Below are 25,837 nucleotides of genomic sequence, written 5' to 3'. Positions count from 1 at the left end.
TATCAGAACAATTTTGATTTCTCTGCGCTTTTCACCTCTACCGATTTACCGGAATTAAAGGTCATCTCATCTTTTGAACTTTCTACTTTTATCTGTTCCGCTGTTTTTTCGATTTTCTTCGCCTGTACGTCCATCCCTTCCATGGCTATTTTGGTGATATTGGTGGCAGTGAGTTTATAATCATTCACGGAGAATTGGTTCATGGAATCACCGGCATTGTGGAGGATGTTCATGCCGGCGATCTGGCTCATGTTCATACCGGCTACATGCGTCATATTGGTGCCGGCGTTTACATCTACCCGTTCCCTGGCATCCATGATGATGTTGCGGGCATTGATCTTAATATTTTCGGGGGCTGTAATGGTGATGTTCCTGCCGTTGGTGTCCAGTACCACAATATTACCGCCTTTATCGAGGATGGTGATGCTTTCCTGTCCGGTGGTATCATCCAGCCGGATGGTATGGCCGCTGCGTGTTTTGATGACTTTGATATTGTTCTGTGCGTCGCCGTATCCCGTTTTGGCGTTACCGTTATAGGCCGCCGCGATGGCATAGGGCGCTTCTGCGTTGCCGTTTTCGAAGTCCACCCACACTTCCTCCCCCACCTCTGGGATGAAGTAAAATCCTTTATCGGCGCCGCCATGAGGCTGCATGAGGCGTATCCAGGGTGTCTGTCCCTTCTGCCAGTTGAACCGCACCCTGATGCGGCCCAGGCCTTTAGGATCGTAGTTGTCTGTCACCACAGCGCTCTGGGCTTCACAATAAGGCACATGTCCCAGTTCCAGGTCAGGGGCCGCTGCGGAAGCAGGGATGCCTTCAAACAGGTTGTAATAGTCACCATTGCCGTTGCAATGATGCTCCAGCGAAGTGATCATAAACTCGCCATGCGTAGCGTTAGACAGCACGCTTTCCTGTATTTCGATGATGTCTCCCAGCCGCAGACTGGTGTTTTTGCTGCGTCCTTTGATACGCACCATCTGGGCCATCCGCGCTTTTTTACGGCGCAGGGTAAGCTCATCCATTTCTGCTTTGGCGTTGCTGGTAAACGCAAATGGTATTTTATACAGCGAAGCCTGGTGAAACAGTTTTTCGCTCAGTGACTGTGCATGTTCTGTATAGGGATCAGTTTTACCCGCGGTTTTTTGCTGGGTACCGTCTTCCACTATCTGATACTGGCGATAGTCGTACCCGTTAGTAGCCTGGTTATTGGGTTTTATCTGCAATTCCAGGTCGAAGCTGATCAGGTCCACCTGGTGCACCAGCGTAGTTTTCTGCGGCGTATACTGCCCGAAGATCAGCTGTTGGCCGTTGTAGAAGAACCATTCACCATATCGTTGTGACAGGCGGTGCAGGAAATCAAACCCCGTTTCCTTGTACTGTACAATGTATTTCAGCTGCCTGCTGGCGGCGGGTTTCACTTCCGGGCGGCTGGCAAAAGGATTACAGGCTTTCAGTACGGTATTAACGATGGCAGCAAGGTCCTGTTGCTCATAAGCGCGGATGTGCGGGTCTGCATCCAATAAAACGGATGGGCCGCTGCCTTTGAAGACACAGCTGCCGTTGGTACCGTCATCTTCCTTTCCGGCGCTGACCGCGGTAATAATGCCGTTAAACAGCATCGGACGGAAACCTCCGGCTGCTTCCACCGGCTGGACGGAAATACGGATCTCTTTGCCTAACAGGGACTTCCCCGCTGAAATAGGGTTGTTGCCTGACTTGGAAAGCCATTCATATCCTATTTTCAATTCAAAGTGGTGATGCCCGGAAATAGTCTGTTCAAGGCGAAAAGAGTGGAACTGCCGGAATTGTTCTTCTTCAATAGATACGGTGGTAATGGTATACAAGGCCATAAAAAGCGGTTTGATATGGTATAGCTCCCTCCCTGACAAGGATTAACGGTTTAAAGGGCAAGCAGGGTTAAGCTAACAAACAGAACCTTAAGTTAAGGAAATTATAGGAAACCAACATGCACCCCCTGAAATTTATTATACAGATAACAAAACTTTTGCCCTGCGTGCTGATTTTTATAAAAAAGATTTTTTATTTTTTGAAATCGATTTACTGCTGACATAAGGTTGTCATCTCCCAATTAGAACTTTGTTTCATTAAATACAAAATACTATGAAACAAGTCGTTCTGTTATTCACTGTCACTGTTTTAGCCATAACCGCATTTTCACAACCTACAATAAACGACCGTATGTTTACCGTAAAACCTTTCAAAATTGACGTACAACAAACTGTACTGGACGATCTTAACAACCGCCTCCGCCAAACCCGCTGGCCTGACGCCCCGGAAAACATTGGCTGGCAATATGGTACGGACTCCATATTTCTTCAAAGCCTGGTAACGTACTGGCAAAACGGTTACGACTGGCGCAAGCAGGAAGCTGCCCTCAACAAATTCCCTCAGTTTACCGTGGAAATAGATGGCGTTACCATTCATTTCCTGCACATCAAAAGTGCCAATGCCCATGCAAAACCCCTGCTGCTGGTGCACGGCTGGCCTGACTGTTTCTATCGTTTCCACAAAGTCATTCCGTTGTTAACAAAAGACTATGATCTCGTCATCCCTTCTATTCCCGGTTTCGGTTTCTCCGGTCGTGTAGCCATGACCGATGACGGCTCCGCCAAAGTATTTGCCACCCTAATGAAGGATGTGCTCGGTTATCAAACATTCTTCGCCGCCGGTGGAGACGTAGGCAGCGGTATCGTCAAATCACTCGCCAACCTGTATCCTGAAAACGTAGCAGCCATCCATCTCACAGACGTGGGGTATCCTAACGGTACTGAAGATTGGAGCACCATGTCCCCGGCAGAACAGGCATTCGGGCAGTTTATACAGCAATGGTGGTTCAAAGAAGGCGCCTATGCCATGTTGCACGCCACCAAACCACAAACGCAGGCATATGGCCTGAACGACTCACCTGCAGGCCTGGCTTCCTGGATCATCGAAAAATTCAACACCTGGCGTACACCCGGCGGCGTTATAGAAGATCACTTCAGCAAAGACGAGCTGCTAACCAACGTGATGATCTACTGGGTCAGCCAAACCATCAATTCTTCCATGCGTACCTACGCTGTAGGAAGCTTTCAACAGCTGGCTTCAAGCCAAAAAGTAAACACGCCCACCGGTGTGGCGGTGTTCTCCGGCGACGCACCCACCCCAAAAGAATGGGCAGAGAGAAAAGTGAATGTAAAGCGGTTTACGGTGATAGAAAAAGGTGGTCACTTTGCAGCACTGGAAGCGCCGGAAATATGGGCGGGAGAAGTGGATACGTTTTTTAAAAGTGTGAAGTAAAACTAAAAAGGCTGGCTGAAAATATTTTCAGCCAGCCTCAAAGACCTTCTTACAACTTGAGTTATTGTGGATATAATATCTGTGTTGCCTTGATATCTCCAGCTGTAAATCCATTCCAGGGAAGTACAGTTGAATTCATCACAGAATTTGGATCTGTGGTAGGAGTTCCGGGTATTAATGTACCAGTGGTCTGGTTGGTATGGTGGAACCCAATCGTATGGCCAAATTCATGGGTGATGGCAAACAGTTGCTGACTGGCAGAAAGGGTATTGTATTTGGAATTAATTTCAACAGTTACCCCTGGTTTGCTATCTGATCCTGGCAGATAGGCCCTTGCGATCCAGTTTGAATTTTCATACCCCATAAAGACGCGGGTATTGGCGCTCGCCTGGTTGGTGACAATAGACATGCCCAAACGGGTGCCATTCACGGCATTCCAATTGTTCACTGCTCCTTCGATCGCAGTCCTCCACACGGTAGGTACGGCAGGATCGATATAAAACTTGATATTGGTATTATAGGCATTCCCTACAATGTAGGTACCTCTTCGTTGTTCTGTTTGCGGTACGCCAGACTTTTGTTCTGCTTTCCAATCGGCAACACGTTTTTTGAGTTCAGGAATAGTGATAACAATATCACCTTCAATAACAACACGGTCTTTATCAAAGACAATGTGTTGCTGATCAAATCCCTGATTTACCAGGTAGTTTGTCATCTCTTCTTTTGCATTGGGAACCGGTGACGGGTCTTTCAGGTCTTTGTCGTTCTTTGAACAGGAAAAAAAGAGGGTCGTTAAAGCTACAATACAGATTGCAGCGCTAATGTGGAGTCCATTAGAGTGTTTCATGCTACACAGATTTTGGGTTAAATAATTGGGTTAAATAATAAAAAACATATGCTACACTGAAACTACGGCTTATGGCGGTAATGTCATTGCAGTTCCTATTTGGGGGATGTGCCTGCATGATACAGATCACATGCATTAAATTCATTACCTTTGAATTATATAATGTCCAAAAGCTATGGCAGACAAACTCATTCCCACTGAATCACTGGTGCAGTTTTACAAACGCACCGGCCAGGACATTCCCTCAGACCTCCTTCGTGAATCCGGCAAAGCACATTTTAATGTTCGCGAAGCCCTGACTTGCACCCGCAAAACACCTTTCAATCGCCGTGACTATTTCAAAATATGCCTGAGCCAAACGCCTGCAAAAGCTAGTGGCATACTGCTGTATAATGAACAGGAAATACCGCTCAATCAATGCTGCCTGATTTTTACCAATCCGGCCGTGGCCACTTCCATAGAGGTAAATATCCCGTTTAACCGCTTCTATTGTTTATTTAACGCGCCCTTTATCGAAGGATCTATCCCCGCCGATATACAATATGCCTGCCCATTGTTCAATCCGTCGCTGATGCCGGTAATACCGCTCACAAGGGAAGATAGACAACGGATAAGCACCTACTTCACGCAAATGCAAATGCTGCAGCACACCGACTATCCTTTTAAATGGGATATGATACGCCACCTGCTGCAACTCGTCATTCATGAAGGCATCCGTTTACAGCAAAGCCGCGAAACGCCGGCTACCATGGTGCGCGACCGGCTGGTGAAGGATTTCCTCACCTTACTGAACCAACAGTTCCCGGTAGACTCACCTGAATCTCCGTTGAAATTATTAACACCGGCCCATTTTGCCGGTCTGCTACATGTGCATGTAAACCACTTAAACAGTGTAGTAAAAAAACACACGAATAAAACCACCCGTGAAATTATTCATGAACGTGTGATCACCGAAGCGAAAACTTTGCTGCGCAATACCAATTGGAACATTTCAGAGATTGCTTATGCACTGGGCTTCGAATACCCTTCTCACTTCAATAAATACTTTAAGCAGTTCACCACCCAAACACCTTTGGAGTTTCGCATAGGAACAAAAACTACCGCACCGGGGAAATTATCCTGATCCATAAACAACCGGCAATACATTTGATTTGTATAATCATCCCTTTGAAACGTGTAATGTTTACCGTTACCGGCCTTCCTAACTTTACAGCGCTAATTTAAAGCAACAAGTATGAGAAGGATCAAAGAATCAAGAACAGGATGGAATACAATCATGTCGTTATGCCTGATACCATTATCGGGGTTTGCCATGGATGTATTCATCCCCTCCTTACCCGACATGGCGGTGCAACTACACACTTCACCGGCCTCCATTCAACTTACGCTTTCACTCTTCATCATCAGCTATGGTATTTCGCAACTGATCGTAGGCGGGCTCATTGACACCTATGGCCGTTATATGCCCAATATGATATCCATACTGGTATTCAGCGCGGCCAGCTTTATCATTGCCTATTCCACCAATCTGCAGATGATCTATGCCATGCGTATACTGCAGGGGTTTACTGTTGCAGTGATTGCCATCAGCAAACGCGCCTTTTTTATAGACCTTTATAAAGGAGAAGCATTAAAGAAATACACGAGCATGTTCTCGGTGATCTGGGCTATCGCGCCAATCGTAGCGCCTTTCCTGGGTGGATTTTTTCAGACAACCTGGGGCTGGTCCTCCAACTTCATGTTCCTGGGTTACTTCGGACTGGTTTTCTTTGTAGTTGAACTGATCATTGGCGGCGAATCGATGAAAGCGGCGCAGCCTTTTAGCGTACGATCAATGGCACAAGCGTATGGCACCATGATCAAAACACCGGATTTTACGGCAGGTATGATAGTACTTGGACTGAGCTATGGTCTGATATTACTGTATGGCATGTGCAGCCCATTTCTGATCGAGCAGCAGTTGCACTTCTCAGCCACCACAACAGGCTATTGTTCATTATTCTCCGGAGTATCAGTGATGATCGGCGGAACGGTATCAAGAATGCTCGTGAGTAAACCGCTGGGCAAAAAACTAATGGTAGCCAGTGTAGCACAGTTGCTCGTAGTAGCCATGATGATACCGCTGACACGCCACTTCCACAATCTATTCACGCTATTAACCTATGTTTTCCTGCTGCACAGCACATCCGGGTTCATCTTCAATAACCTGATGTCATATTGTTTGATCCGTTTTCCTCAATATGCAGGCAAAGCAAGCGGTTTAACAGGTGGTGGGTTTGCAGTAGTGACTTCTATCATGAGCTCCTTGATGGTAAATACCATCTCCATCACCAACCAGGTGACCCTGGGCATAGCTTATGGCATTATAGCGGTTATCACGTTCCTGTTTTTGGTAAAAACGAAATGGAAAGAGGCAGAAGAAAGAAAACCGGAAGTGAAGGAAACAGCTGCGGAACAACCACTTCCAATACAGTCATTATCTGTAGAAGCGAATGTGTAAGGTGAGTAAATGACATAAAAAAGCCGCTGTCATAGCGGTTTTTTTATGTATCTGATGGACCTTACGATACGTTTTTTTAAAAAATATCTAAACAATCTGCCTGACTTGCACATTGATTCTCGACAGCAGGACACCATATCTCAGAAGTCAGGAATTTTTAACTCTTATAAGGATGGGCTAATATTGATCAGGTTTCCCGGTTATTCGGCCCTGTTATGTTATCTCTTTAGCTGTAGTTGTAGCTACTTCGAGGGAGAATTCAGATAACGGCGGATGCAACAAGTTGATTGTATGAAACCAGTAAAACAAGGCCTCGCCTCCTTTTACAAACTTGATTTTCTTGTTGAGGAAATTGAACTCTTGGTGAGCGATTAAGAAAGTTTTCATATCAAAAGTTGCTTTATCAAAACGCTTTAGTGGGCCTGTTTCTCCTTTCAGCAGGTAGGCTGCCAGATAGGCCGCTTTAGCTGTGGACAGTAATGCATCTTCTACCTTAAACCCTTTTTGATCGAAAACAAAATGAGTAAATTGCTTAATACCAGTCCGCAATTCTTCTAATTTGGCCTCATTACCGGCCGCACATTTAGGGGTTGCAAGCAACAGGGCTGTGTCGATGGTGTCCTGTAGTATCTGCTCAATGGAAGCAATATTACGTTCTGACCTGTATTTCATTTCAGCAGTAGCAGCTATATGATAGGCTTTACGTACCAGCTCCACATCATCTATCTGATCGAACAGATTGCCGACATCAAAAAGTTGTTTAATGATTTCGCGCTCTTTTTTGGCAAAGTAAGGTACACCGGTAGTACAGGGTGCGAAGGCGACCATCTTATCACCGGTGATTGAATTGATACATGGCACGCTGACGTAGACAGGATCTCCATTATTTTCCAGCCAGGAGCTGAGCACCGGTTTTTCAACTATTGCCGGGTAAGGGTTCTCGGCAAAGAGTACATCTAACAGTATTTCTGCTTCGGGTTTTTGAAACACCTCGTGTCCCCGTTTGTTTGGTACGTTGGAAGTATAGATGAATTTATAATGGGCTTTAGGTATCTCTCCTTTGTAGCTACGTCGCTCGTCTAACTCCACGCGGATAAAAGTGCTGCTTGCAGTTACCTTTTGAAGATAATGTTCCAGTTCTTCCCTGGTTGTGGTTTCAGCTACCACGATATCAATATCAACTGAAAACCTGCGCGGTTCTGTCATCAGCAGCACCAGGCTTGTTCCTCCTTTGAATATAAAAGGTAGTCCACTTACCTGTAGCTGTTCTACCAGGTGAAGAGCGTAGATCATTTTCTCAATCAGCCCCGGATCCCTGCCGGACTCCTGTCGTTTATATTCCAGCCATTCGGCTGAAAAAGAATTTGTGTGTATCATGCCACTAGATTTGGGGGTATGTCGGTAGTTGTAAGCATAAGGTCTTTCAACTCCTTTGCTTTGTTGCGGCGGCCTGAATACTGAAGCAATTTTGCAAAGTCTACTGCGAAGTGATGGTATGCGTTATTCAGCATTACCGAATATTCACTGCCCGCAAAGGTGAAGAAAAAATCTGGTTCACAAAAAATATCCACCAACACCTTCTCTAGTGTAGGAAGTACATACTCCTCTCCTGCTACGGGTTGAACAGGTGCACGGGTCAATAACTTTTTTATAAAATACTTGGGCGTTGAACTGTTAGCATTAACATATTCTATAGAGCCATGATGATGTGCGTTGATTGGCAGGCCGATCCCATCACTTATTACATTCTCCCAGACCAAATCAAATGCATCACTTTCTACTTCCAATACATCCCACGAACGTGCGGGTTGATGTAGCATAAGCTTGCTTAAATTTTGCGTGTTCCACACACACGCCCGAATATGGGGATATGATTTTAAAATCCTTTTATATGCTTTTATCCCGACGTCAGAAACTGACAATTCAAAGACTGGCTTGGTTCGTAAGGTAAAAAACCCTCGTTTAACAGACTGGAGGAAACCTCTTTGTTTTAATTCATAAACTCGCCAGCGAAAAGTCGTCTCTTTTAGATCTGGTTCCCATTCCTTAAAAAAGGAAAGTAATTCATCACTAGAGAAAGAGGCTCTTTCTCTAAACCGTTCCTCCAGCTTATTAGTATAATTATTGATAATCAATTATATAGATTTATTTTAAAAACCAACAATTACCAAAATTTAGAATTATTGGCATTTATTTGAAAACAAATATTAACCAAATATATTCAATTTCTGGCAATTCACAGAAATCAAACAATTGCCAAAATTTTTACTTTATTGGTAATTGTTTGATTTCTATAAATAAAATCCAGACTTTAGGTGAATGCCAAAAAATCGTACCTTGATAAAGCCTGTCTTATATATTTCTCAAAAATAAATAGGTTTAGAAATAGTGATAAGTGAGTAAATCGTAGTATCTTATTGAGGTGTACCTCAATAAGATACGCCTCATATTTCTAGTTAATATAATGAAATCCAAGCTTTTAGACAACCTTCCTAACATCATATCCTATCTCAAACGCACCAAAAAGAAGATATTTACACAAGAAGGCCTGAAAGAAATGCTAGAGTTGTTTCAACAAAGAGATTGGATTAGCAAACGTACTAGTGGAGCTGACTTGATTGAAGCGACGCAACACCTTAACCTATTCAAAGTGGAACAGCTATGTGATGAGAACGGCGAAGTCCGGCTGGAGCGTTATACGCTGGGCGCGGTTGAAGACAGATCATTTATTATAAGCCTGGCCCCATCTGCTTATTTCTCACACGCAACAGCCTTGTACTTTAATCATATCATGCCTACATTTGGTCCGAACATCTTTCTCACCTATGAACAATGGGGTGAAAACAACGCTTCTCCTCTGACCCAAGAAGCAGTTGATAATGCTTTCTCGAAGCCTCCAAGGCTTAGCAAGGATCGGTTGAAATGGAAAGACTATACAATCAGCATACTTCGTAAGAAACTACCCAAGCTTCCGCCGGGTTCTCCCAAAGAAGACTGGGCTGTCGACGCAAGGCATACCGATTTAGAAAGAACTCTCATTGACATAGTCGTTGCACCTGAATATGGGGGTGGCTGTACGAACATACTCCAAGCATTTGAAGCAAGTAAGCAGATGCTTGACACAAAAGTTCTTTACAGCTATCTGGAAAAGATGAACTTCACTTATCCTTATCACCAATCTGTAGGCTTTTATCTTGAAAGAGCAGGCTACCTTCAGCAGGATTACGCGCCCTTTCTGCCGGGACCCGAAGATTTATGTTTTTACCTGCAGAAGCAAATGCCAGCTACTACTTACGATGATAAATGGAAAATATATTATCCAGCGGACTTATAACGTTCTGTTAAAAGCACATTCACTTTGTAAGGTTGCAACAAAAGCAGAATGCCACTCATAAAAGTCTTGTCCCTTTTTCCTATTTATCAGCAAAGTTCTCCTTGGGATTAGCAGGAATAAAGACAGTACATTCATGAAAAACTTTTCCTACAATCACTCAAACCAAAGGAAACAGCAAATTCAATCTGAAACACAGATAGTCGGCTAATGGATTACAACACCTTAAACAAAATCGTGATACCCAGACAAGCGAATATGCCAGGCGGTAACTTCGAAAACAGCATTAAATGCTTATAAAGAGATATCCCTAAAAACAAACAGCTACCACATCTGTGATAGCTGTCAATTTTCTTCCCAGATAACAAAAAACTGGGATTTGTCGAAGTGGAGCTGACGGGAATCGAACCCGTGTCCAAACATATTCCTCAAAAGCTTTCTACATGCTTATTTATGCATTGATTTGTCGGGACTTGGCAGGGGCACAACAAACCAACCTTGTCCTTATCCGTTTAGCTTCAGTACTCACTCACAGAAACCATGAGCACCTATCCCTATGGGTTTGATGATTCAGCGGCGGGAGTCGCATAAGGCGACAACTCCAAGCGGCTATAATGGGTGTCTAATCACTGATTAGGCAGCCATGGCGTAGTTAGATTCGCCAATTAAAGTTTGAATATTCAGATTATCGTGCTAATTATCCAACGCACGGCATGCTTACACTCTCAAAGACCTATGCTGTCAAAACCAGGCAGCCCCGGATTTTTAGCACCACAAATATACGAAAAAAATATGGATTACGGAAATCCCGTAATCCATATCCTTCATAAAATCATATGATTTAGAACCATTTGCTGATAATGTTCCGCCAGAAGTCGAGACCATTGGCCAGCAGCAGCAGGCCAAACAGCACGATCATACCGGCAATCTGTGCATATTCCAGGAATTTCTCACTGGGCTTGCGGCCAGTAATGATTTCATACAGGAGGAATAACACATGCCCTCCGTCCAGCGCCGGAATAGGCAGGATGTTCATAAACGCCAGGATGATGGACAGGAAAGCCGTCATCTCCCAGAAGGTAAGCCAATCCCACGCTTCGGGGAAGAGGTTACCGATGCTCATGAAACCACCCAGCGACTCGCTCACCTTCACTTCTTTAGAAACGAAGATCAGCCGCAGCTGCTGTACATATTTCACCAGTTTGTCCACGCTCATGCTGAAACCGGCCGGAATGGCCTCCAGCAGGGTGTACGTCTTGGTCTTATAAGCAAAGAATTTGTCAGGGTCCTGTGGATAAATACCCAGTTTAGCCGTTTCATCCAGCTTTACCGGGATGACCAGGGAGTCCTTACCTCTTACCACACCGATTTTTACCTCCTCATTTTTATGCTTGCGCATCTCTTTGGCGAAGTCGGTGAAATAAGGCAGCATCTGACCGTTGATAGACACCATCTGGTCGCCTGGTTTGAAGAGGCCACTTTTTTCAGCAAAGGAACCTTTCTCGAACCGGTCTACGTAATACGGAAAACGGATGTAGGCAAAAGGCTCCTTCTGCTTCAACAGGGAGCGGATAAACCCTTCAGGAATGGGGATGCTCAGCTCCTGCCCGTCACGGATCACTTCAATGCTTTTAGCTTCATGCAGGATTACCTGTCCGGTGATCGCATGAAACTGTTCTACTTTCTGATGGTTTACGCTGACGATTTTATCACCATCACGCAGACCGATGCTCTGACCAAGGGAATCTACGGTAACACCGTATTTCACGGCATCTGTAGGCAGGTATTTCTCACCCCAGTGCCACAGGATCATCGCATAGATAAAGAAAGCCAGTAAAACGTTCACCGTCACACCGCCGATCATAATGATCAGCCGCTGCCAGGCTGGTTTCGACCTGAATTCGTAAGGTTGCGGGGGAAGGGACATCGCCTCTTTGTCCATACTTTCGTCGATCATGCCGGATATTTTCACATATCCGCCAAGGGGCAACCAGCCAATACCATATTCTGTTTCTCCCTTTTTGATTTTAAAGAGAGAAAACCAGGGGTCGAAGAACAGGTAGAACTTCTCTACCCTTGTTTTAAACAATTTGGCGGGGATAAAGTGGCCTAACTCGTGCAATACGACCAGTATAGAGAGTGACAGTAACAACTGCCCGGCTTTCACCAATATTACCTCTGTTGTCATTTACTTGTTTCTGCTTTAATCTGCCCAAGATATCGGATTTAACAGATATTCCGGCAAAACTATTTGTTAATTTTCAACGGTTATTTTAGATAACGATAGCATTGATAAGGGTTGCAGCGTGTTCACGTGCAGCCTGGTCGCACTCGTAGTAATCATGCAGCGTCGGCGCTTCGATGAACGGGATTTTGGCAATTGTTTCCTCAATTACTTCCGTCATCTGTAAGAAACCGATCCTGTTGCGCAGGAAGGCATGCACCACTTCTTCGTTGGCCGCGTTCATCACACAGGCCGTATTACCGCCCTTGTGCATGGCATCAATCGCGATGGCCAGGTTACGGAAAGTCTTGGTGTCCGGCTGTTCAAACGTGAGTGAAGAATAGTTCCGGAACGAAAACCGTGGAAACTCATTGGCCAGACGGTCAGGATATCCGAGCGCATACTGAATAGGCAGTTTCATGTCGGGCAGGCCCATCTGGGCTTTCAGGGAGCCGTCCACAAACTGTACCATGGAGTGAATAATGGACTGTGGATGTATCACCACCTCGATGTTTTCAGGGTGTAAGCCGAACATCCAGCGTGCTTCAATCATTTCCAACCCTTTGTTCATCAGGGTGGCGCAGTCGATCGTTATTTTAGCGCCCATCCGCCAGTTAGGGTGTTGCAGGGCGTGATCTTTCTTTACGTTGATGAGGAAATTAGGCTTTTTGCCGAGGAACGGACCACCGGAGGCAGTCAGGATCACTTTTTCCACTTTGCTGAAGGGCTCTCCCACCAGGCACTGGAAAATAGCGGAGTGCTCAGAATCAACCGGGATGACCGGCACATTTTTCCGGCGGGCAGTGGCCATCACGATATCACCGGCTACCACCAGGGTTTCCTTGTTGGCCAGCGCTACCGGCGTACCTTGTTCAATGGCAGATAAAGTAGGCGCCAGTCCGGCAAAACCCATAATGGCCGCCAACACCATGTCAATAGAGCTCCAGGAAGCTACTTCTACCATGGCTTTAGCACCGGCAAACACCTTAATGCCTTTGTCAAACAATACGTCTTTTACTTGTTTATATTTTTCCTCACTGCCTATCACAACCGCGTTGGGCTTAAATTTCAACGCCTGTTCAATCAGGAGGTCGGCATTCTGTTGTGCAGTCAGCACTTCCACACTGAATCTGTCGGGGTGCGCTGCTATCACCTCCAGTGCCTGTATACCAATGGACCCGGTGGACCCGAAAATGGCAATTTTTCGTTTATTCATTACGGTGATTTACTTTATTAATCTTTCACGGTGATGTGAACGCTGCTACAGTGGTCACACCTTACATTATGGCTGCACGTATTTAGTCAGTTCATCGGCGAGCTTTCTGTCATTGCTCAAACGGGGCACTTTATTCTGGCCCCCCAGTTTTCCAATAGCCTTCATATAGTCTATGAAGCCTTGTTTGCGTACGGTCCTTATTTTCAGGGGTTGTAAAATATTGCCGGTCAAAAGGTCATCATAATAAATATTTTTCTGACGCAGGTTATGGTCCACCTTCATGGCAAATGCCTTCAGGTCTTTAGGCTCGTTTTCAAACTCCACAAACCATTCGTGATAAGGCAGTTCACCACTTGTCTGCACCATGGGGGCCACTGTAAATTCGGTGATCTGTACATTTTCTTCAGCGGCGGCTTTCATCAGGCTATGTTCCACTTCTTCCCCGATCACGTGCTCTCCGAAGGCGGAAATAAAGTGTTTGATCCTGCCGGTCACCAGCAAACGGTATGGATTGGTGGAGACGAACTTCACGGTATCCCCGAGGTTGTATCCCCATAATCCGGCGTTGTTGTTGATGATCATAGCGTAATTTACGCCGGTTTGCACTTCTTTGAGCGACAGCCGGGTAGGATTCTCATTAAAAATTTCCTGTGCTGGAATAAACTCATAGAAGATACCGGAATTAGCATTCAGCAACAGTCCTTCCTGGTCCTGGGAATCCTGGAAGGCAAAAAAGCCTTCAGACGCCGGGAACGTTTCTACAGTATGGATATGCTGACCGATAGAGGCCATCAGTTTGGCGCGGTAAGGTTCAAAGTTAACCCCGCCATATACCATCACATCAAAATTTTTAAATATCTCTTTGATCTTCTTGCCATCGGTACGCTCCATCAGGCGGTCAAAATACATCTGTACCCATGGTGGTATGCCGCTGATCAGGGTCATATCCTGGTTAATGGTTTCCTCCACGATCCGGTCCAGCTTGGTCTCCCAATCATCTATGCAATTTGTCTCATATGAAGGCAATTGATTAGTACGCAGATAACGGGGGATGTGGTGATTTACGATACCGCTGAGACGGCCGGTGGGAATGCCTCCTACCCTTTCCAGCTCGGGGGAGCCGGACAGGAAGATCATTTTTCCGTCCGCAAAGGCGGTGTTGCCGGTTTCGCCCATATAATTAAGGAGGGCGTTACGGGCAGTATCAATATGATTGGAAATAGAATCTTTGGAAATGGGGATATATTTAACACCACTGGTAGTACCGGAAGTTTTAGCCAGATAAATGGGCTGTCCCCTCCATAATACATTCTGTTTGCCCTCTTTGATCCGCTCAATATAAGGTTTGAACTGTTCGTAATCCCTTATTGGCACAGCTTGTCTGAACTCTTCGTGGGTACGTACTGCATCCAGCTTATGCTCATTTCCGAACTCCGTCTTCTTGCCTGTCTTTATCAGTTCCTCCAGGATTGCCTCCTGGTCTTCCACCGCCCTGAGCATCTCCTTCTTGATCTTGTTGTGTACAATAGAAGCAAATGGCTTGGCTAGCAGTGATTTAAACTTCATGCCCGTTATTTTATAATTGAGAGTATACGTTCATTTTTTGATTTTGGATAGGTTGATTTTTTGATTTTGGAGGATTCCCTGCCATTTGTCAATAAATCTGTCGATCAAAAAATCTCAACATTCCAAAATTCAAAAGTATATAAAATTGTGTTGGGTTGTGCAGCAAAATAACTGTTTTTACCGCTTTGTCATGTCCTGTCGGAAAGCCGGCCGGCATGGCCCGGAATTTGTTAAAAAAATTTAAAATTCAAGAAAGTATGTATCTTTGAAAAGATTAAGTTTTTATCCGGCTTTTAATACGTATTTACATATATGAATTAAAAAAAGCCGGAAATCTTTGTTCAATTGGAAAACAATTGATACTTTTGCGGAAATTATATTTTGGATAATTATGTTTGCAGTTGTAAAAATCGCAGGTCAGCAATTTAAAGTAGAAAAAGACCAGGAAATTTTTGTACAGCAGTTACAAGGAAAAGTTGGAGACAAAGTGGAGTTTTCCGAAGTACTGTTAACAGACAATGCTGGTGCACTGACCGTAGGCACTGATGTAAAATCAGTAGTAAAGGCAGAGATCCTGAGCCATGTGCAAGGTGACAAAGTAATCGCTTTCAAAATGAAGAGAAGAAAAGGCTTCAGAAAGAAAGTTGGACACCGTACCCATTTCACAAAGATCCGGATCAATGAAATAGCTTAATTCATTTTAAGCTTATTATTCTTATTTAGACAAATTAAAGTAATTATACAATGGCACATAAAAAAGGTGAAGGTAGTGTAAAGAACGGCCGTGACTCCCAGAGCAAAAGGCTCGGAGTAAAAATCTTCGGTGGTCAACCTGCTATTTCTGGTAACATCATTGTTCGTCAGAGAGGCACCGTTTATCATCCCGGTCAAAACGTAGGCGTTGGTAAAGATTTTACCATTTTCGCATTGGCAGATGGTGTGGTTGAATTCAGAAAAGGTCGCGAAAACAAGACTTACGTTTCTGTTAAAGCATTTGACACCACTGCTCAGGCAGAAGCCTAATCAGTGTTAGCCATAAAGTTTTTTTATACCCAATATTTTTTTACTAACCCAAATTCAAAAAACAATGGCAACAATTAAAAAAGCGGCTGCTAAGAAAGCTGCGCCTAAAAAAGCTGCTGCTAAGAAAGCTGCTCCTAAAAAGAAAGCTGCTGCTAAGAAAGCCGCTCCTAAAAAAGCTGCTGCTAAGAAAGCCGCTCCTAAAAAGAAAGCTGCTGCTAAGAAAGCTGCTCCTAAAAAGAAAGCTGCTGCTAAGAAAGTCGCTCCTAAAAAAGCGGCTGCTAAGAAAGCTGCTCCTAAAAAGAAAGCCGCTGCTAAGAAAGCCGCTCCTAAAAAGAAAGCCGCTGCTAAAAAAGCTGCTCCTAAAAAGAAAGCTGCTGCTAAAAAACCTGCTGCTAAGAAGAAAGCTCCTGCTAAAAAAGCACCAGCTGCTCCTTCAGCACCAGCTGCTCCGGCAAACTAAGATCGGATTTACAAAATGTAGTTATAAAGGTCCCGGCTTCTACGCCGGGATCTTTTTTATGCTCATTTTTGTCCCCAGGGCTGAAGCCCTGGGCTACATTGTTGTTCAGGCTTCCATATCGCTGCATACATTATTTTATGCAACAATATGCCGTTCTCAGGAAGCTGATGGCCTGTACTACTATGCTTTTGCCCCCTCACCTCCATGTCGCCACTACATTATCACACTTCACAATAACACTGTTCCCGGAAACTGAAGTACTGTACTAAAATGCTTTTGTTCCCTTCATCCTTAGCCTCCATATCGCCACAACATTATCTCACATCACAATAACACTGTTCCCGGAAGCTGAATTCCTGCGCTAATCCGTTCTTTAGCTTCATCATGCCATACACTGTTCACGCTATCATAAGTTTCATTTCCAATACCGCTATTTCCCACCTATCCCAACCTTATTCCCACCCCACCTCTAACAAGCCTTTACCTGAAAACAGCCTGACCAACAACGTAGCCCAGGGCTTCAGCCCTGGGAAACCTAGGAGGCAAAATTGTCCAAAATCGCCAAAAAACGTCCAAAATCACGAAAAATCAGCAAAACACACCAATCCGACGAATACATGGAATTCGTATTTTTACCACATGGACAATAATTCAATAGCCGATAATTTCTCCCTGCTGTCCAAACTAATGGACATCCACGGAGAAAACAGCTTTAAAGCCAAATCCTTTGCCTCTGCAGCCTTCACCATCGAAAAACTGCCGGCACAACTCAAAGACACGCCACGCGACGAGATATTCCGCATCAAAGGCATCGGGGATTCTACCGGGAAAAGCATCCTCGAAATGCTCGATACCAGCAGCTTTTCCCTGCTCACCAACTACCTTAACATCACGCCTCCCGGTATCCTCGAAATCATGAAGATCAAAGGACTGGGACCAAAAAAAATAGCAACCATCTGGAAAGAGCTGGAGATAGAGTCTATGGGTGAACTACTGTACGCCTGTAACGAAAACCGCCTGCTCCTGCTCAAAGGCTTCGGTGAAAAAACACAGGAAAACGTCCGCCAGAATATAGAATTCTACCTGTCTAACCGCAACCGCTACCTCTTTGCAGAAGTGGAAACCGTTGCGGCCGACCTGGAAAAACAATTACAGGAACTGCTGGCGCCCGCACCGGTGGCGCTTACCGGCGCCTTCCGCCGTCAGGAGGTGATCATCGATGAACTGGAATTTGTGATCGCAGCTGCACCGGAAACGCTGCGGGAACGCATCGCTGCCCTACCCGGATTCACCCCCGGCGACGCCAACGGCCCTAACCAGGTATGGAAATACAACGATAAACTCAATGTAGTCACCCACGCCTGCGAGGCCGACGATTTCTACAGTACCCTCTTCTGCACAACCGGCGCTCCTGCCTTCATCGATAAATTCAATGCTGCCGGCGGCGCCTCCCATATCCGCAAAGCCCCCTCTGAAGAAGCGATCTTCAGCGGCGCCGGCATGGCCTATATACCGCCCTGCCTACGCGAAGGACAGCACGAAATTGAACTGGCCCGCCAGCAACAACTGCCCACCCTCATTACCCAGGCGGATATTAAAGGCATTATCCACTCCCACAGCCAGTGGAGCGATGGTGTGGACACGCTCGAAGAAATGGCCACTGCCGCCAAAAACCAGGGCTTCGAATACCTCGTCATCAGTGACCACTCCCGCTCTGCGTTCTATGCCAACGGCCTGAGCATCGAAAGGGTCATTGCGCAACAGGAGCAGATCGACGAACTAAATAAAAAACTGACCCCCTTCCGTATCTTCAAAAGCATTGAAGCGGATATCCTCAACGACGGTACACTGGATTATCCCGATGAGGTGCTGGCCCGCTTCGACCTCGTCATCGCTTCCGTGCACTCCAACCTGAAAATGACGGAAGAAAAAGCCATGGCAAGAATACTCAAAGCCATCGAAAACCCGTATACGACCATCCTCGGCCATATGACCGGCCGCCTGTTGCTGAGCCGCAACGGTTACCCGGTCAATCATAAAGCAGTGATTGACGCCTGCGCGGCCAACAACGTGGTGATTGAGCTCAACGCACACCCACGCCGGCTGGATATTGACTGGACCTGGCTGTCCTATGCGCTGGAGAAGAAAGTGCTCATATCTATCGATCCGGATGCCCACAGTATTCAGGGATACCGGGACGTGCATTATGGCACACTGGCAGCTCAAAAAGGCGGCGTTACCAAAGCCAACAATCTGAGCAGTTTCAGCGTTGACATGCTCGATAGTTTCCTGCAGGAACGTAAAAAACAAAAAAATATCCTCTCATGATGTTACTGGCGCTGGCCGTAGCCCCGGGACTGGCTATCTGTCTCCTGATATTTGTGATAGACAAATACGACCCCGAGCCGGTCAGCCTCCTGCTGAAAAGTTTTCTCCTTGGCATGGCCTGCGTGGTCATGCCACTGCTGTTTCAGGTGCTTGCCTCCATGTACGGCTTCCGGGAAACCAATCAAAGCCTCTTTGATACGGCCTTCTTTGCTTACGGCATAGTAGGCCTCTCTGAAGAATTCGCCAAGTTTCTCGTGCTGCGTTTCTATGCTTATCCTAAAAAAGCATTCAACGAGCCGCTGGATGGCATCGTGTATGCGGTGATGATCGGAATGGGCTTTGCCACGCTGGAGAATATCGCTTATGTTGGTCAATTCGGTTTTGGTACAGGCGTAGCCCGCATGTTCCTCTCAGTGCCCGCCCACGCTACTTTTGCCATACTCATGGGATACTATGTGGGGCTGGCCAAATTCATGCCGGCACAACGGAATATGCTCCTGCTGAAAGGCCTGCTGATCGCCGTATTTTTCCATGGCTCCTTCGACTTTTTCCTGTTCTCCGGTAACAACATCCTGGCACTGGGGGCGGCGGTTTTTACGCTGGTCATCGCTGCCAGATTATCTTACAGGGCTACCCGGAAAGAAATGATGCTGTCGAAAAAACTGTTTCACCGGCACTTCGATAAAGAGGCGGAAGGCGCCTCTCCACTCCTGCCGGATGAAGTGGAAGAAGACGACTTGCTATGATCCACAGCCTGCATAATTGCAGTTGCACCATATAAGGGGTCAATTCAAACTGGAGATTAGTTATCTTTGCAGCGACTTGCACTTTTTCTAACGGCTAGCACAGCTAACTGCGAAAAGCTAAATGCCTGTTTATGCGCTTTATATATGTCTATGATCCGCTTTGTGGATGGTGCTACGGGTTTACACCTGTAGTCATGCAGTTTCAGCAGCTGCACAGCGGTGCCATGGAATTTGATATCCTCTCCGGCGGTATGATCGTGGGAGACAATCGCCACCCGTTCTCTACGATGGCTGCCTATATCCAACGGGAACATACCAACGTGGAAGAAATGACGGGAGTGAAATTCGGTAACGCTTTTCTGGAAAAGCTGCTGCCTTCTGAGGAAATGATGGATTCAGAAAAACCGTCAATCGCCCTTACCGTTTTTAAGGCTTATCAGCCTGAGAACGCCATCTCTTTCGCACATGATATGCAACATGCGCTTAACTATGATGGATTAAGCCTTAACCTTGACACTACTTACCGGAAACTGGTCCGGAAATATAGCCTGCCGGAAGATGAATTTATTGACCGGCTGCACAATGAGCACCTGAGATATGAGACAAATCAGGAGTTTCAACTGGTGCAGAACTGGGGCATTACCGGCTTCCCCGCCGCCATTCTGGACACCGGCAAACAACTGTACCTCTGCGCAAGAGGATACACACCACTCGACCGGCTGCAACAAACAGTCGATAATATTATTGAGGAAAGTAACCGTTTATAATACACAAACCATGTATCGCGTAAAATCAACAACAGTAGCCGACATTCCCGTTATACAGGAGTTGACTGAAAGAATCTGGAGACCAACTTACCAACGCATCCTCGAACCTGCACAGATCGACTATATGATCGATTTGATGTACAGCACCTCCGCCCTCACCAAACAGATCGCGGAATTAAATCACAAGTTCATCATCCTGCAGGACGATAAAAGACCTATCGGCTTTGCATCTTATAGCACCACTGACACAGAAGGCGTCTATAAACTGCATAAAATCTATCTCGATACCAACTATCAGGGTAAAGGCGTAGGCCGTTTCCTGCTGGATACTGTTATCCGCCAGGTGAAAAAACTGGGTGCTACCATCCTTGAACTGGATGTAAACCGCTACAATAAAGCCCGCTTTTTCTATGAGAAGATGGGATTCTCTACCTATACTGAGAAAGATACCGATATCGGTAATGGTTATTTGATGGAAGACTATGTAATGAGGAAATCATTATAAAAAAAGAGCCCGGTAAGGACATACCAGGCTATTCCCAAGTTAACCATTAAAAGACACAACTCTTTTATTTTTGAGTTATTTTATTCATTCTTTCTACCATTACCTACGATAAACAGATTATCGTGGATTTACAAATAATAAAAAAAGCAGCATCTTTTATATTTTAATATAAATGATGCTGCTTTTAAGTTTATTAAAGAAAAATTCCCGCATAGTAATCTATGCGGGAATGTAGGTGTTGCCTGAAACAGCGTATATCGGTTATTGATTCAAGCCGGGTTTACTTGGTAGCTGTCAACACGGTTCCTTCGTCGTTATCATCATCATGGATAACAGCTATGGCCTTGTTCAGTTTCAGCTCAGGGGAGATTTTCAACATACCGGCATTGTTAGCGGTAGTCACGTCACGCAGTTTCACGGCTACAACCGCATCGGACTCTTTGATACGGTCGTTTACCACGGCCACCTGGATGTCTGTTTCGCTGAATGCGCAGTCACCAGTGATTTTCACCATGTCACCGTTCATGATCACGAACTTACGGCCATAAGCGGCTGCACTCACAGAATCCACTCCAAAGTAGATATTGATATCGCTGCCGGTACAGTTGGTCTGTACTGAGCCATCAACAGCTTTTACAAGGATACATTTGAACATGCTTACCGGCGCGGTAGCTGACTCGTTGGCGTCTGTCAGTTTTACCAGCGTGATATGCGCTGCCTGGTCCTGGATATACTGGGATGCGGAAATAGAAGTCACATCTCCATTATAACCCACGATAGCTTCGTTCTCTGCTTTGATTTCGCTGAGTACCAGTACTACGGTCTCTGCCAGCTCAAAACGGTTATCGTCTTTTACTTTCACAGACAGGCTGGCGGTGCTGGCGCCATTGTCAATCACAAACGGCGCTTTGATGCTGCTGACAAAATCAGCACCAGGCAAAGCAGTACCGTTACCGAATTTGTAGGTCAGCTTAACCGGTTTGCCGGTAGCATTTACCAGCGGCGTATTGTCGCGTTTGAACAGCCCTGCAGAGAATACAACATCGGTATTAGGCTCTGCACCGTTGGTACCACCAATGAATTTCACCATGGCTGGCTGGTCAAGGATGGTCACCTCGCCTTTGGCCTTGGTAAGATGCAGATCAGACGCATCCATGATTTCTACGTGGAAAGACTCTTTGCCTTCAAGCAGGTTATCGCTTTTCACGGGTATCTGGATGGTTTTGGAGATAATAGCGCCTGCGGCAAATTCGGACGGCACGAAGGAAATGGTACCTTCTGTGATGTCGAAGTCACCCTGACCAGCACCATCTTTATGCGGAATAGTTTTGTAATGTACATTCACCGGTGTACGCACACCGTTGCTTCTGAGGAAGCCGGAGAGCGTGATGGTCAGTGAAGCGTTAGACAAGCCATTGAGCGGCTCAGACACGGCGATATCATTAACAGATACGCCATGGCTGATTTTGATGATACGGTTACCGTCTTCATCACCACCGCCAGCTGCCAGGATTTCGCCGGAAGGGCTCATCAGCAGGGAAGCAAGCGTGGTTTTAGTATCGTATTTGCCCAGTTGTTTGTCAAACATCAATTCACCATCAGGTGTCAGTTTGATGAGGCGGTATCCTTCTTTGGTCACCACACACATTTCGTCATCTTCGGTGAGCAACAGGTGCTGGAATACGGTACCCAGGTTTTTGTTGACTACCTGTGTGCCGTCCGGCAGTAATTTCACGATCTTACCGGTATTCATGCCGATATTACCACCAGCAGCTACCACTTTACCGTTTTTGCCTACTTCCAGGGCGTACAGGGCGGCGTCCACTTCTTTGTTGAACAGCTCTGTACCATCAGGACGCAGTTTTACGATACGACCTTTGTCTTTTTCTTCAGCGCAGGCGAAGATCTGGCCCAGGTCATTTACTTTCATGGCGTTGAACTTACCGTCTACGGTGCTGTATTCTTTATCGAATACTACCTGGCCTTCGGCATTCACTTTAGCGATGCGGCTGGCGTTACCGGTGCCATAAGCGCCACCGCCCATGGCCAGAATAGAACCGTCTTCCAGCAGGAGCATTTTTTCAAATACAGCGCCGGGCTTACCGAAGGCGAGGTCAAATTGTTTTTCGCCTTTACCATCTACTTTTACCATAAAGGCTTTACCCTGACCGTCTCCTACGTCTCCACCAACAGCCACAATATTTTCGTCTTCGTCGATTAATACGTTTGTAAATACGTTGTGTGCCCCAAAACCTTTGTCAAACTCGATCTTACCGTCAGCAGTCATTTTGGTGATGCGCGCCTGTGCGGGCTTGCTGCCATCTACGCCTACGGTGATGTAGTTACCGTGACGATCGGCAATGATTTTGGTGAAGTATCCACCCTGGCCGTTGCCGATACTTTTATCAAACACCACTTCTCCCGTGGCGCTCAGTTTGGTGATACGGGCATTACCATAGGCAATGGTGCCGCCACCTACCGCCACTAGTTCATTTTTAGGCAGCAGTAATAAGTCCTGGTAAGCTACCAGCCCGCCTTTGTTTAAACGGGTACTGTAAATAGGATTTCCCGTGGAGGATAATTTGGTGATACATCCGTTATCCAATCCACCGCCGATAGCAACAATGGCATTGTTCTCCGCAATGGCCAGTTTCCGATACTGGTTCTTGGGAGCACCCATGCTTTTGTTGAACACAACTGGCATTTCCTGGGCAAAGGCCTGTGAGCCCATTCCCAGTAACAGCATTAGTGATGCAATTTTGTTCATTTTGTTAGTTTGATATACGCAATAAAAAAAATCGTTTTATTGTATGGTGATCTCACACCGTCTGTTCACGCCCTGTTGCAGGATGAACTTCTCCCGGTCGGAATCCAGTTTATACTGACTGGCAACCAGTACGGGCCGGGTAGACCCGAAATAGTTGATACGGATACGACCGGCTTCTACACCACGACTGAGCAGGCATTCCTGGATATACACCGCCCGGTTTTTAGACAGGGCAAGGTTGTATTTTTCTGTTCCGATAATGTCTGCATGCCCGTTAACGATGATCATCCGTTTGGGCTGAGCTTTCCAGATATAGAAAATGGAATCCAGCTTGCTCCATTCCTTGTCCTGCGGGATATAGGAATTAAGATCGAAATAAACGGCCCCTGGTACGCTCCACAGGGATGCATGCACACGGGTGGTACTGTCGGCAGATAACGTATAGGCGCTCACGTGAATGACCGCGCTGTCTGCCTGTACATTATTTTTTACGGCAGACGAAGGACGCCCCGGTGCGGCAGCTGATGTCTGCCAGCTGAGCTGCTCCGGCTGACCGCCAACGGTCCGCTGTCCATAGTTCGGCGCGGCGGTGGCAGTACCGGTTGCGGCGGTAGTCGCAACGGCAGCCGCAGGATGGGCCAGGTTCTGCCAGGGTATCATCTCCGGAGAACTATCCACTATATTATCTGTATATTCCTTTACTTCACGGGCAGAGGTACTAACGGGAACGGCTGTACTGGCCACTGCAGGTGCAGCAGGCTTGTCTTCCGTTTTCACAACGGGAGACAGGTTATCATAGGTTTTATCCCCTACTAAAGTCAGCTGTTGACGGTTGTCCGCCTGCGTCATGGTATAAGGCACTTTGTCTTCGTCATTTACCGGCTTGCCGGGATAAGGCAGTCCCAGTTGTTTCAAAGGATTCTTCTTCAGATTCAGCACATAGATATGGTCATTATCATGTACACCGGAACGGTCCGATGTAAAGTATAATAACAATTTGGATTCATCCAGCACTGCATTCAGATCATCAAACTGCGTATTCACAGGATAAGGCAGGTGAACCGGCCCTTCCTCTGCTGTCTTCAGATCGATCATGAATATGTCCAGTCCACCGAAGCCCCGTAAACCGTTGGAAGCAAAAAACAATTTGTCTCCCACAATAAACGGATACAGTTCATTGCCGTTGGTATTTACCTTCGGGCCCATGTTCACAGGCGCTTTCCAGTGTTTCTCCGTCTTATCCCAGTCAGCGTAGTAGATATCTGTACCACCCTGACCGCCAGGCATATCGGACGCAAAGTACAAACGTTTACCGTTTGAAGCAACTGACGGATGCAGGAAAGACCAGGATTCTGAAGATTTACCCAGTTTTACCGGTACCGGCTTGCTCCACGCATCGTGATTTTCCTGATAGGTAGCGGTCAACAGTTGCGTGCCGTTGTTATAATTGATAAAGGAATTTTTATCGTTTTTAACGTCGGTAAACCGGTTAGAGGTGTAAATCACCCGCTTTCCCTGATCATAGAAAGATGCCGGCCCTACCTGTAAAATACCTTTCAGGCTGTTATTGAACGGCTCAATACCATCTTCCGAAATCATGTACAGTTTGGAATTGGTGTAGAAAGACTGGGCTTCATTCTTCTTAAAATCATTGGAAAGAAAAACAATGTTGTCTTTATACAAAGCCAGTCCGTACTGATATCCGGGCAAGCTAAGCCGGAGACTGTCAACCTTTACATTCCGGAGGGAATCACGGTTAAAGAAGTTATAATAATTCACCAGGGATTCCTGTAGATTAGTGAAGCGGGCGTTGTTTTTATAATTTTTGGCATACACTTCACTGATCTGGCGCGCTTTTTCCACTCTCCCGGTGCGTTTCAGCAGGTCGATATAAGTGGTCACGTCAGACACCAGCACATCATCGCTGGGTTTATAGAGGAGCTCATCATAAAGGCTGACAGTTTTTTCAAACTGCCGCGTCTCAAAATAAATGCGGGCCAACTGGAACTTCGCCTGCCGACGGGCATCTTCATTACCAGTATTGTTAATCACATCATTACAAAGCGATATCGCCCTTTCATATTCCTGTCTTTTAAATGACCGTTCTGCCCTTCTTACTTTAGACATGCTTCCCATACTACCGGAAGTATGGTCTTTAACAAAAGAGCAGGAGCCAGTCATGATCAGCACACCCAGGAAAAACACCAGGCGGCCAACTTGGTAATTTCGCATTCGTTCCGTGAATCGGGTTTTCATA

The 25,837-nt window shown here is 46.0% G+C and carries 20 protein-coding genes and 1 other RNA gene; 11 read left to right on the top strand and 10 right to left on the bottom strand.

The window, feature by feature from the left end; all coding sequences use genetic code 11:
• Positions 1-2 precede the first annotated feature (2 nt).
• Entirely contained in the window at positions 3-1,850 is a 1,848-nt protein-coding gene (locus tag HHL17_RS10375) for a type VI secretion system Vgr family protein (protein WP_169224647.1), read from the bottom strand.
• A 271-nt stretch (positions 1,851-2,121) separates the two neighbouring features.
• On the opposite strand from HHL17_RS10375, the gene HHL17_RS10370 reads away from it, so the two are divergent.
• Complete coding sequence (locus HHL17_RS10370; protein WP_206155958.1) at positions 2,122-3,300, top strand: epoxide hydrolase family protein; 1,179 nt, start codon at positions 2,122-2,124, stop codon at positions 3,298-3,300.
• Between the two features lie 61 nt (positions 3,301-3,361).
• Here the strand turns inward: HHL17_RS10370 and HHL17_RS10365 are convergent, their stop codons facing one another.
• Entirely contained in the window at positions 3,362-4,147 is a 786-nt protein-coding gene (locus HHL17_RS10365) for a M57 family metalloprotease (protein WP_169224646.1), read from the bottom strand.
• 175 nt (positions 4,148-4,322) lie between these two features.
• On the opposite strand from HHL17_RS10365, the gene HHL17_RS10360 reads away from it, so the two are divergent.
• Entirely contained in the window at positions 4,323-5,270 is a 948-nt protein-coding gene (locus HHL17_RS10360) for a helix-turn-helix domain-containing protein (protein WP_169224645.1), read from the top strand.
• Between the two features lie 111 nt (positions 5,271-5,381).
• A complete protein-coding gene (locus HHL17_RS10355) occupies positions 5,382-6,647 on the top strand; it encodes an MFS transporter (RefSeq protein ID WP_169224644.1) in 1,266 nt (421 codons plus the stop codon).
• Positions 6,648-6,860: 213 nt separating this feature from the next.
• Here the strand turns inward: HHL17_RS10355 and HHL17_RS10350 are convergent, their stop codons facing one another.
• Both HHL17_RS10350 and HHL17_RS10345 read right to left on the bottom strand, forming a co-directional pair.
• A complete protein-coding gene (locus HHL17_RS10350) occupies positions 6,861-8,024 on the bottom strand; it encodes a nucleotidyl transferase AbiEii/AbiGii toxin family protein (RefSeq protein WP_169224643.1) in 1,164 nt (387 codons plus the stop codon).
• The gene (locus HHL17_RS10345) at positions 8,021-8,782 is read right to left on the bottom strand and encodes a DUF6577 family protein (protein WP_169224642.1); all 762 of its coding nucleotides are present in this window, start codon (positions 8,780-8,782) and stop codon (positions 8,021-8,023) included. Before HHL17_RS10345 ends, HHL17_RS10350 begins: the two co-directional genes overlap by 4 nt.
• 329 nt (positions 8,783-9,111) lie before the next feature.
• On the opposite strand from HHL17_RS10345, the gene HHL17_RS10340 reads away from it, so the two are divergent.
• Positions 9,112-9,981, top strand: coding sequence for a hypothetical protein (locus HHL17_RS10340; RefSeq protein WP_169224641.1), 870 nt, complete (start codon positions 9,112-9,114; stop codon positions 9,979-9,981).
• Positions 9,982-10,363: 382 nt separating this feature from the next.
• Here the strand turns inward: HHL17_RS10340 and ssrA are convergent.
• The 4 genes from ssrA to HHL17_RS10320 form a co-directional block, all read right to left on the bottom strand.
• Positions 10,364-10,737, bottom strand: a transfer-messenger RNA (tmRNA) gene (ssrA, locus tag HHL17_RS10335).
• 82 nt (positions 10,738-10,819) lie between these two features.
• The gene (gene rseP / locus HHL17_RS10330; protein ID WP_169224640.1) at positions 10,820-12,166 is read right to left on the bottom strand and encodes an RIP metalloprotease RseP; all 1,347 of its coding nucleotides are present in this window, start codon (positions 12,164-12,166) and stop codon (positions 10,820-10,822) included.
• A gap of 85 nt (positions 12,167-12,251) precedes the next feature.
• On the bottom strand, positions 12,252-13,418 hold the full coding sequence (locus HHL17_RS10325) for a 1-deoxy-D-xylulose-5-phosphate reductoisomerase (protein ID WP_206155957.1): 1,167 nt from the start codon (positions 13,416-13,418) through the stop codon (positions 12,252-12,254).
• 66 nt (positions 13,419-13,484) lie between these two features.
• Positions 13,485-14,984, bottom strand: a complete 1,500-nt coding sequence (locus tag HHL17_RS10320) for a GH3 auxin-responsive promoter family protein (RefSeq protein ID WP_169224639.1) — start codon at positions 14,982-14,984, stop codon at positions 13,485-13,487.
• A gap of 391 nt (positions 14,985-15,375) precedes the next feature.
• Between HHL17_RS10320 and rplU the strand changes: the two genes are divergently transcribed.
• The 7 genes from rplU (at position 15,376) to HHL17_RS10285 (ending at position 20,813) form a co-directional block, all read left to right on the top strand.
• Positions 15,376-15,678 carry a 50S ribosomal protein L21 gene (gene rplU / locus HHL17_RS10315; RefSeq protein ID WP_168811125.1) on the top strand — a complete coding sequence of 101 codons (303 nt, stop codon included), beginning with the start codon at positions 15,376-15,378 and terminating at the stop codon, positions 15,676-15,678.
• Positions 15,679-15,728: 50 nt separating this feature from the next.
• On the top strand, positions 15,729-16,007 hold the full coding sequence (gene rpmA / locus HHL17_RS10310; RefSeq protein ID WP_078672044.1) for a 50S ribosomal protein L27: 279 nt from the start codon (positions 15,729-15,731) through the stop codon (positions 16,005-16,007).
• A gap of 64 nt (positions 16,008-16,071) precedes the next feature.
• Positions 16,072-16,467: a histone gene (locus HHL17_RS10305; protein WP_169224638.1), complete on the top strand. Its 396-nt coding sequence runs from the start codon at positions 16,072-16,074 to the stop codon at positions 16,465-16,467.
• Positions 16,468-17,106: 639 nt separating this feature from the next.
• On the top strand, positions 17,107-18,795 hold the full coding sequence (locus HHL17_RS10300) for a helix-hairpin-helix domain-containing protein (RefSeq protein ID WP_169224637.1): 1,689 nt from the start codon (positions 17,107-17,109) through the stop codon (positions 18,793-18,795).
• On the top strand, positions 18,792-19,541 hold the full coding sequence (locus tag HHL17_RS10295; RefSeq protein WP_169224636.1) for a PrsW family intramembrane metalloprotease: 750 nt from the start codon (positions 18,792-18,794) through the stop codon (positions 19,539-19,541). The genes HHL17_RS10300 and HHL17_RS10295 overlap by 4 nt, the downstream gene beginning before the upstream one ends.
• Positions 19,542-19,672: 131 nt before the next feature.
• On the top strand, positions 19,673-20,308 hold the full coding sequence (locus HHL17_RS10290) for a DsbA family protein (RefSeq protein WP_169224635.1): 636 nt from the start codon (positions 19,673-19,675) through the stop codon (positions 20,306-20,308).
• A 10-nt stretch (positions 20,309-20,318) separates the two neighbouring features.
• The gene (locus tag HHL17_RS10285) at positions 20,319-20,813 is read left to right on the top strand and encodes a GNAT family N-acetyltransferase (protein WP_169224634.1); all 495 of its coding nucleotides are present in this window, start codon (positions 20,319-20,321) and stop codon (positions 20,811-20,813) included.
• 280 nt (positions 20,814-21,093) lie between these two features.
• Here the strand turns inward: HHL17_RS10285 and HHL17_RS10280 are convergent, their stop codons facing one another.
• Positions 21,094-23,580, bottom strand: a complete 2,487-nt coding sequence (locus HHL17_RS10280) for a Calx-beta domain-containing protein (RefSeq protein ID WP_169224633.1) — start codon at positions 23,578-23,580, stop codon at positions 21,094-21,096.
• A 36-nt stretch (positions 23,581-23,616) separates the two neighbouring features.
• Complete coding sequence (locus HHL17_RS10275; RefSeq protein ID WP_169224632.1) at positions 23,617-25,812, bottom strand: OmpA family protein; 2,196 nt, start codon at positions 25,810-25,812, stop codon at positions 23,617-23,619.
• Positions 25,813-25,837 lie beyond the last annotated feature (25 nt).

This window comes from Chitinophaga fulva, from assembly GCF_012927205.1.
Lineage (GTDB): Bacteria > Bacteroidota > Bacteroidia > Chitinophagales > Chitinophagaceae > Chitinophaga > Chitinophaga fulva.
Note: the sequence above shows the minus strand (reverse complement) of the source record. Positions and strands in the feature narration are given on the sequence as shown.